The organism is Janthinobacterium sp. BJB446 (assembly GCF_002735655.1).
GTDB lineage: Bacteria > Pseudomonadota > Gammaproteobacteria > Burkholderiales > Burkholderiaceae_D > Janthinobacterium > Janthinobacterium lividum.
Window position 1 is genome coordinate 627380 of the sequence record NZ_PDZK01000001.1, and the last position, 14395, is coordinate 641774.

Annotated in this window: 17 protein-coding genes; 8 read left to right on the forward strand and 9 right to left on the reverse strand. The window is 65.1% G+C overall.

Annotation, left to right across the window (positions count from 1 at the left end):
• Positions 1–1431 carry a coniferyl aldehyde dehydrogenase gene (locus CSQ92_RS02835; protein ID WP_099393174.1) on the reverse strand — a complete coding sequence of 477 codons (1431 nt, stop codon included), beginning with the start codon at positions 1429–1431 and terminating at the stop codon, positions 1–3.
• Positions 1432–1578: 147 nt separating this feature from the next.
• Between CSQ92_RS02835 and trxC the strand changes: the two genes are divergently transcribed.
• The 5 genes from trxC to CSQ92_RS02860 all read left to right on the forward strand — a co-directional run bounded on the left by trxC (position 1579) and on the right by CSQ92_RS02860 (position 4524).
• Positions 1579–2031: a thioredoxin TrxC gene (gene trxC / locus CSQ92_RS02840; RefSeq protein WP_070279071.1), complete on the forward strand. Its 453-nt coding sequence runs from the start codon at positions 1579–1581 to the stop codon at positions 2029–2031.
• A gap of 70 nt (positions 2032–2101) precedes the next feature.
• Positions 2102–2611, forward strand: a complete 510-nt coding sequence (locus tag CSQ92_RS02845) for a MarR family winged helix-turn-helix transcriptional regulator (RefSeq protein ID WP_218964053.1) — start codon at positions 2102–2104, stop codon at positions 2609–2611.
• The gene (locus tag CSQ92_RS02850) at positions 2608–3354 is read left to right on the forward strand and encodes a DNA alkylation repair protein (RefSeq protein WP_099393176.1); all 747 of its coding nucleotides are present in this window, start codon (positions 2608–2610) and stop codon (positions 3352–3354) included. Before CSQ92_RS02845 ends, CSQ92_RS02850 begins: the two co-directional genes overlap by 4 nt.
• A gap of 24 nt (positions 3355–3378) precedes the next feature.
• Positions 3379–3744: a DUF6616 family protein gene (locus CSQ92_RS02855; protein ID WP_099393177.1), complete on the forward strand. Its 366-nt coding sequence runs from the start codon at positions 3379–3381 to the stop codon at positions 3742–3744.
• 189 nt (positions 3745–3933) lie between these two features.
• The gene (locus CSQ92_RS02860) at positions 3934–4524 is read left to right on the forward strand and encodes a DUF1287 domain-containing protein (RefSeq protein WP_070259133.1); all 591 of its coding nucleotides are present in this window, start codon (positions 3934–3936) and stop codon (positions 4522–4524) included.
• Here the strand turns inward: CSQ92_RS02860 and pdxR are convergent.
• On the reverse strand, positions 4493–5965 hold the full coding sequence (gene pdxR / locus CSQ92_RS02865) for a MocR-like pyridoxine biosynthesis transcription factor PdxR (RefSeq protein ID WP_099393178.1): 1473 nt from the start codon (positions 5963–5965) through the stop codon (positions 4493–4495). The genes CSQ92_RS02860 and pdxR overlap by 32 nt on opposite strands.
• Positions 5966–6069: 104 nt before the next feature.
• On the opposite strand from pdxR, the gene CSQ92_RS02870 reads away from it, so the two are divergent.
• Positions 6070–6510 (forward strand): carboxymuconolactone decarboxylase family protein, encoded by a 441-nt coding sequence (locus CSQ92_RS02870; protein ID WP_099393179.1) that lies wholly within the window; start codon positions 6070–6072, stop codon positions 6508–6510.
• Positions 6511–6590: 80 nt separating this feature from the next.
• On the forward strand, positions 6591–6887 hold the full coding sequence (locus CSQ92_RS02875) for a hypothetical protein (protein ID WP_099393180.1): 297 nt from the start codon (positions 6591–6593) through the stop codon (positions 6885–6887).
• A 127-nt stretch (positions 6888–7014) separates the two neighbouring features.
• Here CSQ92_RS02875 and CSQ92_RS02880 read toward each other — a convergent pair whose 3' ends face one another.
• On the reverse strand, positions 7015–8202 hold the full coding sequence (locus CSQ92_RS02880) for a multidrug effflux MFS transporter (RefSeq protein ID WP_099393181.1): 1188 nt from the start codon (positions 8200–8202) through the stop codon (positions 7015–7017).
• Between the two features lie 189 nt (positions 8203–8391).
• Here CSQ92_RS02880 and epsC point away from each other — a divergent pair, with 189 nt between their 5' ends.
• On the forward strand, positions 8392–9330 hold the full coding sequence (gene epsC, locus CSQ92_RS02885) for a serine O-acetyltransferase EpsC (protein WP_099393182.1): 939 nt from the start codon (positions 8392–8394) through the stop codon (positions 9328–9330).
• Positions 9331–9423: 93 nt separating this feature from the next.
• On the opposite strand, the gene CSQ92_RS02890 is transcribed toward epsC, so the two are convergent.
• From CSQ92_RS02890 to CSQ92_RS02915, 6 genes are all read right to left on the reverse strand, one after another.
• Entirely contained in the window at positions 9424–9903 is a 480-nt protein-coding gene (locus CSQ92_RS02890) for an META domain-containing protein (protein ID WP_099393183.1), read from the reverse strand.
• 85 nt (positions 9904–9988) lie between these two features.
• Positions 9989–10894, reverse strand: coding sequence for a subclass B3 metallo-beta-lactamase (gene bla / locus CSQ92_RS02895; RefSeq protein ID WP_099393184.1), 906 nt, complete (start codon positions 10892–10894; stop codon positions 9989–9991).
• Positions 10895–10959: 65 nt separating this feature from the next.
• Positions 10960–11742, reverse strand: a complete 783-nt coding sequence (locus tag CSQ92_RS02900; protein ID WP_099393185.1) for a hypothetical protein — start codon at positions 11740–11742, stop codon at positions 10960–10962.
• A gap of 76 nt (positions 11743–11818) precedes the next feature.
• Positions 11819–12553, reverse strand: coding sequence for an ABC transporter ATP-binding protein (locus CSQ92_RS02905; RefSeq protein ID WP_099393186.1), 735 nt, complete (start codon positions 12551–12553; stop codon positions 11819–11821).
• A 15-nt stretch (positions 12554–12568) separates the two neighbouring features.
• The gene (locus CSQ92_RS02910) at positions 12569–13399 is read right to left on the reverse strand and encodes an ABC transporter permease (RefSeq protein ID WP_099393187.1); all 831 of its coding nucleotides are present in this window, start codon (positions 13397–13399) and stop codon (positions 12569–12571) included.
• 6 nt (positions 13400–13405) lie between these two features.
• On the reverse strand, positions 13406–14395 hold the full coding sequence (locus tag CSQ92_RS02915; RefSeq protein ID WP_034785689.1) for an aliphatic sulfonate ABC transporter substrate-binding protein: 990 nt from the start codon (positions 14393–14395) through the stop codon (positions 13406–13408).

Consider the following 14395-nt stretch of genomic DNA (forward strand, 5'->3'; position numbering starts at 1 on the left):
TCAACGCGTCAGGAAGGCCAGCACGCGGCTGGCCAGCTTGCCATACGGTGGCCACAGCAATTTCAGCACACTGTAGCGGGCCTGGTAAAACACGGGCCGCAGCTTGCTGAAGGTGTGGAAGCCTTCCACGCCATGGTAGTGGCCCATGCCCGATTCGCCCACGCCGCCGAAGGGCAGATCGTGCTGGCCCACGTGGAAGAGGGCGTCGTTGACGGACACGCCGCCCGACATCACGCGGTCGATCAGCAGCTGCACCGTGTCTGCCTGCTTGCTGAACGGATAGATGGCCAACGGGCGTGGACCCGCGTTGATGCTGGCGATCACGGTGTCAAGGTTCGCATAGCCGCGCAGCGGCAGGATGGGACCGAAGATTTCCCGCGTCAGCAACAGGCAATCGTCGGGCGCGTCGAGCACGATGTGCGGCGCGATCTTGCGCGTGGCGCGGTCGTACGCTGGGCCCGGCAACAGCGAAATCACTTGCGCGCCCCGTTCCCGCGCCTCGTCGAGCGCCAGCAGCAGGCGCTCAAAAGCGGCCTCGTCGATGATGGAGGTGTAGTCGGGCGTGTCCAGCCGCGGGTAGCGCGTGGGCACGATGTCGCGTGCATGCGCGACGAAGGCGGCGATGCTGGCCTCGGGCAGCCAGGCGTGGTCGACGCTGGTGCAGATTTGTCCCGCGTTCAGGAATTTGACGAACAGGATGCGCTCGGCTGCCGTGCGCAAGTCGAAATCGGCGCAGACGATGGCCGGCGCCTTGCCGCCTAGCTCCAGGGTGACGGGGCATAGATTGCGCGCGGCCGCCGCCATCACGGTGCGGCCCGTCTGGCCGGAACCCGTAAACAGCAGGTGGTCGAACGGCAATTGTGAAAAAGCTATGCCCACGCCGCCCGTCTCGTCAAAAAACTGCAGTTTTTCCGGTGGAAAGTAGGCGGGCATCGTGTTGATCAGCAGCTGCGCCAGGTGGCGCGAGTTTTCGCTCATCTTGACCATGGCGCGGTTGCCGGCGGCGAAAATGTAGGTCAAGGGCACCAGGCTCAGGTTCACGGGAAAATTCCACGGCACGATGACGCCCACCACGCCCAGCGGCTGGGGCATCACGCGGTTGCGGGCGCCAGGAAAGCTGCGCCAGTCCACGCCGCGGCGCTGCGGCCGCATCCATTTTTTCAAGTGTTTTAATACATGGGCTATGCCATCGATGGCGGGAAAGATCTCCGCCAGCAAGGTTTCGTGCCGGGAACGGTTGCCGTAGTCGGCGCTGATCGCCGCGCACAACGCGTCCTTGTGGTCGCGGATGAAGCGCTGCAAGGTGTGCAGGTCGCGTTGGCGCTCGGCCAGGGTCGGCACGGGGTGGGCCAGGCAGGCCGTGCGCTGCATGGCCAGGGCAGTAGCCAGCTCGGTGTTCTTCAATTCCATGTTTTCTGCGACATCAGGCATTGTTTTCCTTGGCCGGCTCGGCAATGTGCGCGCCGTTCCAGCACACTATAGTGGACTCTGCGGATAAGTGCCGCCAGCGTGCCGGCGGCGTTGTACGATACACCGTAAAATGTCCATCAACTTGACACTACGCTTTCCAGGAATGCCATGACCTCGACCCCGCCAGACTCCCTGCACATCGTGTGCCCCCATTGCGACGCCGTCAACCGACTGCCGGCAGCGCGCCTGATTGAACAGCCCACGTGCGGCAAGTGCCAGAAGGATTTATTCACTGGCCAGCCCGTGGACCTGGCCAGTGCCCGTTTCCTCAAGCATATCGAACGCAGCGACATTCCCGTGCTGGTCGATTTCTGGGCCCCATGGTGCGGTCCATGCCGCAGCATGGCGCCATTCTATGTGCAAGCCGCCAAGACACTGGAGCCCGCGTTCCGCGTCGTCAAGGTGAATACGGAAGCGTCGCCGGACCTGGGCAGCCGTTTCAATATCCGCAGCATTCCCACCCTGGCCCTGTTTATGCGCGGCGTGGAAGTGGCGCGCCAGCCCGGTGCCATCGATGCGAATGCCATCATCGCCTGGGCGCGGGACAAAGCCCGTTTTTGAGCCGGCAGGAAAACCATCGAGGGTTTCCATTTGACAGTTAATATGGTGCCATATTATATTGCGCCATATGATAAAACTCGAACAAAAATATACGGCCCTGCTGGGCGACGTGCAGCGGCGTGCCAGCGGTCTCGACATGACGCGCTCCATCGGTCAGTTGCGCCTGTGCTTTGAAGTGCTGGGCCTGGCCTCCGCCATCGATGGCGATTGCGCCGCGCGTCTGGGCCGGCATGGTTTGTCGGAAGGCAAGTTTGTCTTGCTGGCCCTGCTGCGCGACGTGCCCGGCGGACTGTCGCCGCACGAGCTGGCCGAGCGGGCCGGCGTGACGCGCGGCACCATCACGGGCTTGCTCGACGGCCTGGAACGCGATGGTTTCCTGGCGCGCCATGCGGACCAGGTCGACCGGCGCAAGCTGCTGGTGCGCCTGAGCGCCAAGGGCGAAGCGGCCGCAGCCACCCTGGTCGATGAACACGCGCAATGGATCGCCAGCCTGTTTGCCGATTTCACGCCGGAAGAAATGCAGTTGTTGAGCGCGCTGCTGGAAAAAGCCTGGCGCAAGACGGACCGAGGTGCCGCATGAGCCGTGGCGTCGCCGACATCGCTTCCGCGCGCCTGGCGCTGCTGAACGGGGGAAGCGTGGCCAGCGCCACCCTGACGGAAGGGCTGGCCATCGATTTCGCCCAGCTGCTGGCAGCGGCCGTGCCCGCTATCGGCGCGGCCCGGCTGGAGCAGATGCGCGCGCAGGCCGCAGCCGGCATCACCAAACGCATGGCGCTGGCGGCACAATTGCTGCTCGACGCACAAGTTGACTTGGCGCCATTGCAAGCGCATGTTTCCGACACGGTACGAGGCTGGGTCTGCTTTGCCATCTCCGCCCAGTCTGGCTGGACCTTGCCGCAACAGCTGGCCGCCATGCGGCCGCTGGCCGACGATGGCCATTTTGGCGTGCGCGAATGGGCCTGGCTCGCCCTGCGGCCCCATCTGGCGGCGCATCTTGACGACGCCATTCGCTTGCTGGCGCCGTGGACGTCGGACCCGTCGGAAAGAGTCCGCCGTTTCGCCTGCGAAGCGCTGCGCCCGCGCGGCGTCTGGTGCGCGCATATCGCCCAGCTAAAAGAACAGCCGCAGCTGGCCTTGCCCGTGTTGCACGCCTTGCGCGCCGACTCGGCCGTCTACGTGCAGGATTCCGTGGCCAACTGGCTCAACGATGCGGCCAAGAGCCGGCCCGACTGGGTACGCAGCCTGTGTGCGCAATGGCTGCTGGAAAGTGCCAATGCCGCCACGCAACGTATCTGCAAGCGCGCCCAGCGCTCGCTGGCCTGACGATGGATCACTGAAGGAGAAAACATGCATTATCTGTTGGAACTGTACAGTCCGAAACCGGCCTGGCTGGCCCTCGATGGCGCCGCGCGCCAGGCGTATTTCGATACGGTGGGCCCCGGCATGGCGGCCTTGTCCGGCACGGGCGCCGAAGCGCTGGCCATGGGCGCCATCAATGGCGGCAAGCTGCATGCGGCTGTCCAGCAATTCTATGCCGTCTGGCGCTTCCCGGACGAGGCGGCACTGAACGCCTTGCTGGCTGGCATCGCCGCTACGGGCTGGCATGATTATTTCGATACCATCAATGCGGCCGGCCCGGCCGTGGATTTTCCTGGCCACCTGGCGCAGCTGGCGGGCGTAAGTAATCCTCAGGAAATTATTGTGAAATTATGACGAACAGAACCGGATGCTATGCAAGGCGCCCGCTGCTAGCAGTGCGAGCACTGCTAGCAGCGGGCAACGCCGCAGAGCGCCGGTTATGGAAGTCAGAAATCACAATAATTTATTGGGGGTTACTTAGCCGTACGGCGTTTTCCTTGCCGCTGCGGTAAAGTTGGCATTTTCATCCGATCACCGACGTTGATGCCGACCAAACTGCTCCCCATCCTGATGCTTGCCCTGGCGCCCATGCTGGCGTCGGCCATCCCTGCCACCCCGCAAGCCCTCGTCGTCGCCGCCCGCAAGCAGGTGGGCGTGACCCTGCAGTACGACCCGCGCTACGAACGGCTCGCCTATCCGGGCGGCGACGTGCCGATAGAGCGGGGCGTGTGCACGGACGTGGTCGTGCGCGCCTACCGCCAGCTGGGGCAGGATTTGCAGGTGCTGGTGCACGAAGACATGCGCAAGGCGTGGCAGGTGTACCAGCAGCAGGGACGCTGGCAAATGAAGGGGCCGGACCGCAATATCGATCACCGCCGCGTGCCGAATCTGGGCACGTACTTTGCCCGCCACGGCACCAGCCTGTCGCCAAGCAAGGAAGCGAACGCTTACCGCGCGGGCGACATCGTCACCTGGCGCCTGCCGCGCAACCTCACGCACATCGGCATCGTCAGCGACAAGCAGTCATGGAGCGGCGTGCCGCTCATCATCCACAACATCGGCGAGGGTGCGCGCGAGGAAAATATTTTATTCAGCTATCCCATCACGGGACACTATCGCTGGCAGCCCCGTTGACGGCCAGCGGTGCTATTTCCTGCAGGATCGCCAGCACCTGGGCCAGCGCCGTATTGATGTCGAGCTTGTCGATGGCGCCATAGCCGAGGAACAGGCCTTCGTGACGCGCCACGCCATGGTAAAAGCCCGATAGCGCATACAGGCTGATGTCGGCCAGGCGCGCGCGGCGCAGCAATTCGGCGATGTCGAGCGGCGCCTGGGCCAGGGCCGCCACGTGGAAGCCGGCGCTGGCCGGCACGAGGCGGAACCACGGCGCCAACGGGCCGTTGAACCAGTGCTGCAGCCGCTCGCGGCGGCCCGCATAAATGTCGTGGCAGCGGCGTATGTGGCGCAGCAAATGGCCGTCGCCGATGAACTTGGCCAGCGCATGCTGGCCCAGGCTGGCCGTATGGCAATCGCTCAGGTATTTCACCGTTTCCACGGCGGCCACGATGGCTTGCGGCAGTACTGCATAGCCGAGCCGCAATTCCGGCAGCATGATCTTGGAAAAGCTGCCCACATGGGCCACGACGCCGTAGCGGTCCATGCTTTGCAGGGAATCCTCGGGCCGGCCTTCGTAGCGGAAGGCGCTGTCGTAGTCGTCCTCGATGATGATGGCACCCAGTTGCTGGGCCCGCTCCAGCAAGGCATGGCGGCGCGCCATGCTCATCGGCATGCCCAGCGGAAATTGATGCGCGGGCGTGACATAGATCAAGCGCGTGCCGTCGGGAATCTGCCCGACGACGAGGCCATCCTCGTCCACTTCGATGCCCACCACGCGGGCGCCCTGGCTGGCGAACACGGCGCGCGCCACCGGGTAGCCGGGTTCTTCCACGGCAACCGTGTCACCGGGCTCCAGCAAGGTCAGCGCCAGCAGGTGCAAGGCTTGCTGCGCGCCGCTGGTGACGAGCACTTGTTCCTCGGTGCAATGGATACCGCGGCTGAAGGCGGCATGGCCGGCAATCGCCGCGCGCAAGGACGGCAAGCCGGCGACAGGCGCATAGCGGCCGCGCGCCTGTCCACCCTGGCGCAGCGCGTGCAGCATGCAGGCGCGCCATTCATCCTGCGGGAAGTGCGCGGGCGTGGCGCGGCCGCCGATGAAGGCGTAGCGCGCGGGCTCTTCCTGGCTGGCACGGCGCAAGGGGGTGGGTGTCGCTTCCCAGCGGGCGATGCGCTGCGCGCTGGCCAGCGGCGTGCTGGCGTGGCGGCGCTGCGGCGAGGCGTGCGGCGTCTGCACGAAGCTGCCCACGCCCACTTTGCCGACCAGCAGCTTTTCATAACCGAGCTTGTCATACACGTCGGAGACCGTCTTGCGTGACAGGCCCAGCTGGCCAGCCAGCAGGCGCGAGGGCGGCAATTGCTGGCCGTCCGTCAGCCGGCCCGAGCGGATGGCTTCGCTGAGCTGGCGGTACAGCTGGCCGCCCAGGTCGCGCGTGCCGTCGATCAGGATATGTAATTCCATGGTGTGTCTGCTGGTGGTCTGCTGTTTTTCGGGGGGATTGGCCTGCCGCGCGTACTGCTTGCGCTTCTACAATAGTGCATCTTTACTCTATCAAGGAATGCATCATGACACAGCAACGACTCGACTTCACGCAAGCTTCGCCGGACGCCGTCAAGGCCATGTACGCGCTGGAAGCGGCGATCGCCAAGCTGGGCGTGGAACACTCGCTGCTCGAGCTGATCCGCCTGCGCGCCTCGCAAATCAATGGCTGCGCTTTTTGCGTGGACATGCACACGAGCGACGCGCGCAAGGCCGGCGAAACGGAACGCCGCCTGTATGCCGTGTCCGTCTGGCGCGAAACGCCGTTCTTCACGCCGCGCGAGCGGGCCGTGCTGGCCTGGACGGAGGCGCTGACCCTGCTGCCGCAAAGCCAGGCGCCCGATGACGTGTATGCGGCGCTGGCGGAACAATTGACGCCGGCGGAAATGGTCAACGTGACCCTGGCCATCGGCTCCATCAATACCTGGAACCGCCTGGCCGTGGGTTTCCGCAAGATGCCCGAATAAATCCTGTGTTCGTTCGCGAACAGACGCCTGGCTGGTCCCTGGGTAGGCTGGCAAAATAACTTGTCAGCGAGGGAACGGCCATGGAAGTCAATATTAGCGAAGCAATTGAAAAGACTCCGGAACAGCTGGAAGAGACGCGCCGCGAATTCGTCGCCGAACTGTGGCGGCGCTTTGAAGCCTTGCAGGAATGGGCCGTCAGCCACTGGCCTGACCAGCACAACCCCTTGAGTTCCGCCGACTTCGTCGAGGCGCGCAAGGAAATCTTGAGTCTGCGTTCGCCGGCCGGTTCCCTGAACCAGCCGGCGCAGCAAAATGAAGCGGAACCGGAGCAGGGTGGGGCGCAGTATGTGGACGTGACGCCCGCGCCCTGGCCTTGAGGAGCGCCTGAGAAAACGTCCATGACTGCGTTGCCGTGCCTTGCCGTACTAGCGTACTGCCTGCGGCACGGCGCCTTGTCCTGAACGTTTTTCAGGTGCTCCCGACCTGAAAAATCCGCCGTAAAAGCTACTGCTTGACCGCTTCCGTTTTCCCGCCCTGCGCAAACACCCAGCAAACCAAACTCACCAGCAGTCCCGCCATCACGCCATACGCCAGATTCAGGGCGCTGTCGAACAGCAGCGGCGCCACCAGGCCCGAGACCAGCGCGAACAGCAGCATCTGGATGAACGACTGCATCGACGATGCCAGGCCGCTGTTGTTGGGGAAGTGGTTCAGGGCCATCAGGGTCATCGGCGGCATGGCGATCGACAGGGCAAACGAGTAGAAGAACAGCGGCAGCACGGCCCACGGCACTTCGGCGGCGAAGACATAGTTGTAGCCGATGTTGGCTGCAGCCGCCACCAGCATCAGGATAAAGCCGGCCCAGATCATCTGGCGCTGGCTGTAGCGGTGGGCGATCTTCGCCGACAGGGCCGAACCGAACACCATGCCGCTGATCAGGGGAATGAACAGCCAGGCAAACGCCGTTTCCGGCAGGTGCAGGATGTTGATGATGAAGTAGGCGGCCGAACCGATGTACAAGGCGAAGCCGCCAAAGGCGGCGCCGATGGCCGTCGACAGCAGCAGGAACTGGCGGTGGCACAGCACTTTCCAGTAATTGACGGCGATATCGCCCAGGTGGAAGGCGTGGCGCTGCTCCTTCGGCAAGCTTTCCGGCAGCGCGCGCCAGACGACGACGAACATCAGCACGCCAAACGCCGTCAGGAACCAGAAGATCCAGCGCCAGCCCAGGCCCACTTGCAGCCAGCCGCCCAGCACGGGGGCGATGGCCGGCGCCAGCGCGAACACCATCATGATGTGCGAGAGGATTTTTTGCGCGGCGGCGCCCGAATAGCGGTCTTGCACGATGGCGCGCCCGATCACGGAACCGGCGCCCGCCGAAAGTCCCTGCAGCACGCGCCAGGCCAGCAGCCAGCCCAGCGACGGCGCCAGCGCGGCGCCCACGGAGGCGATCACATACAGCACCAGCGAGACGAGAATCACGGGGCGGCGGCCGAACGAGTCGGACAGGGTGCCGTAAAACAGCATCATGAAGGCGAACGTGAACAGGAAAAAGCTCAGGGTTTGCTGTACCAGCAGGGGGCTGGCATTGAAATCTTGCACGATGGCGGGGAACGACGGCAGATAGGTGTCAATTGCAAGCGGTCCGACCATCGCCAGGCCCGCCAAAATCCATGTTAATAATTTAGTCATGTTGAAGAGTGTTTTTGTTAGCCCGTCATTTTACGCTAGTGGACGCAATCGGGTTTGGCGCCGGCCTTGTTTGTCATCCATATGTGTTTTTCGCATATGGAATCTTGAAATTCTTCGTTTGCATCGCTTGTCGCCACCGCTATGCTGGGGCGACCCGGCTTGTTTGCCATTTTCTGGAAGTGATACGCCATGCACAGTATTTATCCCGCGGCGCCCGCCGACGACACGGCCCAGTGGAACCTGGGGCCCGTGATCCAGGCCTTGCGCAGCTCGCGCGAAGACAAGCACAAGATCCGCCATAACGGCAGGGTGCGCGAACTGCCGTCACGCGAAGCCCTCACTACCATCGTCAACGGCCTGTCGGCAGCCCTGTTCCCCACGCATTACGGGCGGCCCAACCTGACGGACGAAAGCATCGATTATTTTGTCGGCGACACCCTCAACACCACCCTGAACCGCCTCAGCGAACAGGTGCGGCGCGGCTTGCTGTTCTCAGTGCCGGCCGGCGATGAGGGGGATGCCGCCAGCGACGACGCGGCCCTGGCGCAGCAGGCGCGCGACATCACCCGCGCATTCGCCGCCAGCCTGCCCGATATCCGCGCCCTGCTGGTGTCGGACGTGCAGGCCGCGTATGCGGGCGACCCGGCCGCCACCTCGGTGGCCGAGATCATGCTGTGCTACCCGGGCACCATCGCCATTTTGTACCACCGCCTGGCGCACCGCCTGCACGCGCTCGGCGCGCCGTTCCTGGCGCGCCTGATCGCCGACATCGCGCACACGCTGACGGGCATCGACATCCACCCGGGCGCGCACATCGGCGCCTCCTTCTTCATCGACCACGGCACGGGCGTGGTGATCGGCGAGACGGCCATCATCGGCCAGCGCGTGCGCCTGTACCAGGCCGTCACCCTGGGCGCCAAGCGTTTTCCCGCCGATGCTTCCGGCGCGCTGATCAAGGGCACGCCGCGCCACCCCATCGTCGAGGACGACGTGGTCATATACGCGGGCGCGACCGTGCTGGGGCGCATCACCATCGGCGCGGGATCGACTATCGGGGGGAATGTGTGGCTGACGCAGAGCGTGCTGCCAGAAAGCAATGTATCGCAGGCGCAGATGCGCAATGATTAGGTGCGGTGGAGGTGGAGCAAGCCCCTGACAGATGCCGGGGTCGTACCCTGAGGGTACGACCCCAGTCTTTGCCTTTGGGGGAAGGCAGCAGTTTTACTTCACCGTCAGCGCTTCATAGCGCGCCACGGGCACGCCATCCTTCAGCAGCAGCAATTCCTGGTCGGCGTAGCGGTAGCCATTGACTTCGCCCAAGGTGGTCAGCAGCAGGCGTTCCAGGTCCATGTCCTGCGGCTGGCACATCATCATGGTGCCGGCCATCTGTCCAAAGTTCAGGGTGCTGACGCCATCGCTGGTGTAGCCGCCCATCATCTGGTTGCAGCCGCTGTTGCCGCTGGCGCGGCCTTCAGCCAGCAGCAGGGTCACTTCGCGCTGCTCGGGCGTCTTGCGCACCACTTGCTTGCCCTTCAATTCCTTCAGCTTCCACTGCGTGCCCGTCAGCTTCGGTACCGGCTTGGCGGGCGAGGTGGCGCCCGGCGCGGCGGCGGCAGCGTCGCTGCGCACCGGCGTTTGCGCGCAGCCGGCAGTGATGGCGACGATGGCGGCGAGGGGAATCAGGCTGGCGAGTTTGAACATAGCGGTTCCTTCTTTAAATGAATGGCGCCAGCGTAGCAGATCGGCGCCACGCCAGCGTGCACGGTTGACAAGCTCATTGGTAAGCTCACTGCTGCTTTTCCTGTTCCAGCCGGAACTCGAGCACGGTGCGCGCCGCCGCCACGTAGGCGCGGCAGGCCTGCGGGTCGATGAACGCCTCGCTGCCGGCCGTGGTACTCGCTTCCAGCCGCTCCCACAGCTGCGACGCCTCCGGGTGTGCGGAGATCAGCACGTCGCAAGGCAGTTTTTCCAGGGTCTCGAAGCTGCGGTGCAAGTCCGCCACGGCGTTTGGATATTCGCTGCTGGCGCTGAACTTGAAGCCGGGACGCGAGACGGCGTTGAGGCTGTCCGCATAGACCATGTTCAGGCAGCGGGGGCCGTCGCACGATTGCCACGTCCAGCTCAAGCCTCCGGGCGTGTGGCCCGGCGTGGCGTGCGCCGTCAGGTTGACGGGGCCGACGTTGAACCGGCCGCCGTCGCGCGCCAGGCGCATGTCCTTGACGGGCGGGTACTTGGGCAGCGCGTGGTATTGCGGGTCGTCCGGCCCCACTTCGCCCGACGCCAGGTCCAGCGCGGCCGACGGGCTGGCGGCCACCAGCGCATTGCTGCGCCGCTGCAGTTCGGCCAGGCCACCCGCATGGTCGATATGGCCGTGCGAATTGAGGATCAGCTTGACGTCCTCGATGCGAAAACCCAGCGTGCCGATATTGGCGATGATCTTGGGCGCCGATTCCGGCAAGCCGCCGTCGATCAGCACGTGGCCCTGCGGCGACGTCACCAGCACGGAACTGAGGCCTTTTACGCCCACATAATAGGTATTGCCGAAGATGCGAAAGGGCGCCTGGTCCGCATTCCAGGTGGCGCAGACATCGCAGCCAGGCGTCGGCGGCGTGACTGGCGCTTGCGCCAATGCCAGGGAGCCATGGCCTGCCAGCAGCGCCAGTGCCAGCGCGCGCGTAAGAGTGGGGGGCATTGCGATCCTTATCCGTGGTGCCAGGGTGGCATATGCTGACATGGAACGGGGCGCGACGCAAATGGTCACAAGGATGCGGGCGGTGCACCGGCGGCATCAAGGTACACCAGTTCTATCAGGGTATCGTCCGCATAGCGGGTGTCGCCCAAGGGGGCCAGGAAGGACGTGCCGCCATTTTTCACCTGCAGCGCGACGCGGCGCTCGCCATCGAGCAGGGTGGCGCTGGCGATGGCCGGATCGCTGTAAGTGCTCATCTTGAGTTCAATGGCGGAGCACCAGTCGGTGGTGCGCAGCTTGGTGGCGACCAGGGTGCGTAGCAAGAAGGGCGTCTCTTTCTTGGCAATGGCGATGCCGACCTGGCACTGCAGGCGCAGGTCGCCCAGGCGGCGCATGCCGGGCGGTACATCGTCGCTGCGGACGACGGCCTGCCAGCGGAACCGATCTTTTTTCTGGTTGGTGACCAGGTCCGCGTCGTCGCTGTCGGCTTGCGCGCTGCGGGGCAGCACAAAGCTGCCATCGGCAGACAGGGGCACGCTGATCGCCGTCTCGTTGCCGACGATGCGCAAGGTTGCGTCCCGCAGGGCATCGGCCGCGACACCGGGGGCGGGAATCAGCTGGAAGCGCACTTCGCGTGCCCTGGGCGCCAGTGCATGGTGGTCGTCAAAGGCATCGAGGCCCGCGGCCATCACGCGGTAGGACTTGAGTTCCGGGTTGCGTATGCTGCTGACGTGGACGGACTGGCTGGTGTCGGCCGGCGCCTCTGGAGCTGCGTCAGCCTGCGTGCCGGCGTGCGCCGCGATGTGGCCTAGGGCCAGGATGGCGAGGATGGGAAGGGAAGGAAGGTGCACGTAGCCGCCTGTCTGTTTTTAACCTGGCAAACTAACATGAATGCCCAGGCTTGTCACTGGCGCCGCCGCGCCAGAGTCAGATCGCGTGCGCGGCGTGCAGTTCGCCTAGGATGGCCTCTTTTAATTGCGCCTGCGCCGCCGGCGTGCGCAGGCGGGGCCGGGGCGCGGCCACGTCGTACTGGGCGCGTGGCGGTCCGGCGCGCGTGTCGAGCATGACGATGCGGTCGCTCAGGTACAGCGCTTCATCGATATCGTGCGTCACCAGCAGGACGCTCAAGCCGTGGCGCGCGGCGATGGCGGCCAGCAAGTCTTGCAGCTTCATGCGCGTAAACGCGTCGACGGCGGAAAACGGTTCGTCCAGCAGCAAGATGCGGGGCTGGCCAAACAGGCCGCGGGCAATCGCCGCGCGCTGCGCCTGGCCGCCCGACAACTGCTTGGGCAGGCTGTCCGCATGGCCCTGCAAGCCCACTTCCTCCAGCAATTGCGCGACCTTGGGATCGTCTTCGCCTTTGGGACCGAGGCCGAAGGCGATGTTTTGCGCCACTGTCAGCCAGGGAAACAGGCGCGGTTCCTGGAAGATCAGGCCGATGTCCGCATGCACTCCCGCCAGCAGCTTGCCGTCGAGGCGCACGGTGCCGCGAAAGTCCGTATCGAGACCTGCCACGATGGATAGCAGGCTGCTCTTGCCGCAGCCGCTGGCGCCGATCAGGCTGACGATCTCGCCCTGGCGCAGCTGCAATTGCAGGTTGTGCAGCACGCGCCGCGGGCCATAGGCTTTGTCATGGATGGCAATGTCGAGCAGGGCAGTCATGCGTGGGGGCTTTCGTCAGGCAGTGGCATAGCTGTCGCGCCAGGCGAGCAAGCGGGTTTCCAGGTGCTGCATCAGGCTGTCGCTGGCCTTGCCCAGCACGGCCAGCAGCACGATGGCCGCCAGCACGATGTCGGCGCGGCTCGTTTCGCGCCCGTCGCTGAGCAGGTAGCCGAGGCCTTGGCTGGCGGCGATCAGTTCGGCCGCCACCATGAACATCCAGGCCAGGCTCAAACCGTTGCGCAAACCCGTGAAGATGGCCGGCAGCGCGGCCGGCAGCAGTACGCGCCGCGCCAGCGCGGGGCGGCTCAAACGGTATAAACGGGCCGCGTCGATCAGCTTGCGGTCCACGTCGCGGATGCCCGACGCCACGCCCATGTAGACGGGAAAGAAGGCGCCGATACCGATCAGGACCAGCTTTGGCGCTTCATCGATGCCTAGCCACAGCAGCAGCAAGGGCACCCAGGCCAGCGAGGGAATGGCGCGCAGGGCCTGGAACGTGGGGTCGAGCAGCGCTTCCGCCGTGCGGTTCAAGCCCACCGCCGCACCGAGCACGATGGCCAGCAGCGCGCCGCCCGCAAAGCCGGTGGCCACGCGCGCGGTGCTGGCCAGCACATGGCCGGCCAGGCCCTGGCGCGCCAGTTCGGCGATGGTGGCGCCGATGTCGCTGGGCGCCGGCAGCAGGTTGGCGGGGATGGCGCCCGTGCGCACGCCCAGTTCCGCCGCCAGCAGCGCCAGGGCGGGGAGCAGCAGGCCTAGCGCCGCGCGTGGCAAGGGCGGGCGAAAGAGTTTGTGTCGGACGCCCGTGTCGTGGGCCGGTGCCGGCGCGGCGAGCGTGTCTCTGGCCATGAGCGCCTACGCCTTGCTGATGAAGGGCGCGGCAAAGCGCGTGTCGACCAGGTCCGCGATGGCGCGGTTCAGGTCGGCGCCGGGTTTGACCAGCGCTTCCTCGGCGAGGATGGGCGCGGCCACCAGCAGGGCCTTCACATGTTCGCTCGACGGCTGCGGATTGCTGAAGTCACTGCGCAGTTTCACCTGCAGCAGCGCCACCGGCAGGCTGACCTTGGCTTCTTCCGACAGGATCTTCGCCGCCTCTGCCGGATTGGCGCGTATCCAGGCGCGCGCCCGCTCGTAGGCCTGTATCACCTTGCCCACTTCGACGGGGCGGCTGGCGAGGAAGTCCTCGCGCACGTTCAGGAAGCCGTAGGTGTTGAAGGCCACGTTGCGGTAGATCAGGCGCGAACCGGCTTCCAGTTCGCTGGCGGCCATGTGCGGATCGAGGCCGGCCCAGGCATCGACCTTGCCCTGTTCCAGCGCCGCGCGGCCATCGGCATGCTGCAGGCTGACGTGTTCGATGTCGCCGCGTTTCAGGCCCGCCGTCTTCAATGAGCGCAGCAGGAACAGATACGGGTCGGTACCCTTGGTGGCGGCTACCTTCTTGCCCTTCAAGTCGGCCAGGCTGCGGATGGGACTATCCTTGCGCACCACCAGCGCCGTCCACTCGGGTCGCGAAAAAATATACGGCGCGCGGATAGGGTTGCCGTTGGCGCGCGCCAGCAGGGCAGCCAGGCCGGCGCTCGAACCGATGTCGATGCTGTTGGCGTTCAGGTATTCGAGCGCGCGGTTGCTGCCCGCGCTGAGTACCCACTTGATGCTGGTGCCGTCCGGCTTGAATGCTTCTTCCAGCCAGCCGAAGCGGCGCAGCACCAGGCTGGTGGGCGAATAATAGGCGTAGTCGAGGCGCAGCTCCTTCAGCGGCGCAGGCGTGGCGGCGCGTGTGAGGCCGGGCAAAGCGGCGAGGGTGGCGCCGCTGGCGGCCAGTTGCAAGATGGTTCTGCGTTTCAT

Bases quoted from the DNA above. Each gene is read 5' to 3' on its own strand.
- CSQ92_RS02835 (WP_099393174.1), bottom strand. From the start codon at position 1,431: ATGCCTGATGTCGCAGAAAACATGGAATTGAAGAACACCGAGCTGGCT.
- trxC (WP_070279071.1), top strand. From the start codon at position 1,579: ATGACCTCGACCCCGCCAGACTCCCTGCACATCGTGTGCCCCCATTGC.
- CSQ92_RS02850 (WP_099393176.1), top strand. From the start codon at position 2,608: ATGAGCCGTGGCGTCGCCGACATCGCTTCCGCGCGCCTGGCGCTGCTG.
- CSQ92_RS02855 (WP_099393177.1), top strand. From the start codon at position 3,379: ATGCATTATCTGTTGGAACTGTACAGTCCGAAACCGGCCTGGCTGGCC.
- CSQ92_RS02860 (WP_070259133.1), top strand. From the start codon at position 3,934: ATGCCGACCAAACTGCTCCCCATCCTGATGCTTGCCCTGGCGCCCATG.
- pdxR (WP_099393178.1), bottom strand. From the start codon at position 5,965: ATGGAATTACATATCCTGATCGACGGCACGCGCGACCTGGGCGGCCAG.
- CSQ92_RS02870 (WP_099393179.1), top strand. From the start codon at position 6,070: ATGACACAGCAACGACTCGACTTCACGCAAGCTTCGCCGGACGCCGTC.
- CSQ92_RS02875 (WP_099393180.1), top strand. From the start codon at position 6,591: ATGGAAGTCAATATTAGCGAAGCAATTGAAAAGACTCCGGAACAGCTG.
- CSQ92_RS02880 (WP_099393181.1), bottom strand. From the start codon at position 8,202: ATGACTAAATTATTAACATGGATTTTGGCGGGCCTGGCGATGGTCGGA.
- epsC (WP_099393182.1), top strand. From the start codon at position 8,392: ATGCACAGTATTTATCCCGCGGCGCCCGCCGACGACACGGCCCAGTGG.
- CSQ92_RS02890 (WP_099393183.1), bottom strand. From the start codon at position 9,903: ATGTTCAAACTCGCCAGCCTGATTCCCCTCGCCGCCATCGTCGCCATC.
- bla (WP_099393184.1), bottom strand. From the start codon at position 10,894: ATGCCCCCCACTCTTACGCGCGCGCTGGCACTGGCGCTGCTGGCAGGC.
- CSQ92_RS02905 (WP_099393186.1), bottom strand. From the start codon at position 12,553: ATGACTGCCCTGCTCGACATTGCCATCCATGACAAAGCCTATGGCCCG.
- CSQ92_RS02910 (WP_099393187.1), bottom strand. From the start codon at position 13,399: ATGGCCAGAGACACGCTCGCCGCGCCGGCACCGGCCCACGACACGGGC.
- CSQ92_RS02915 (WP_034785689.1), bottom strand. From the start codon at position 14,395: ATGAAACGCAGAACCATCTTGCAACTGGCCGCCAGCGGCGCCACCCTC.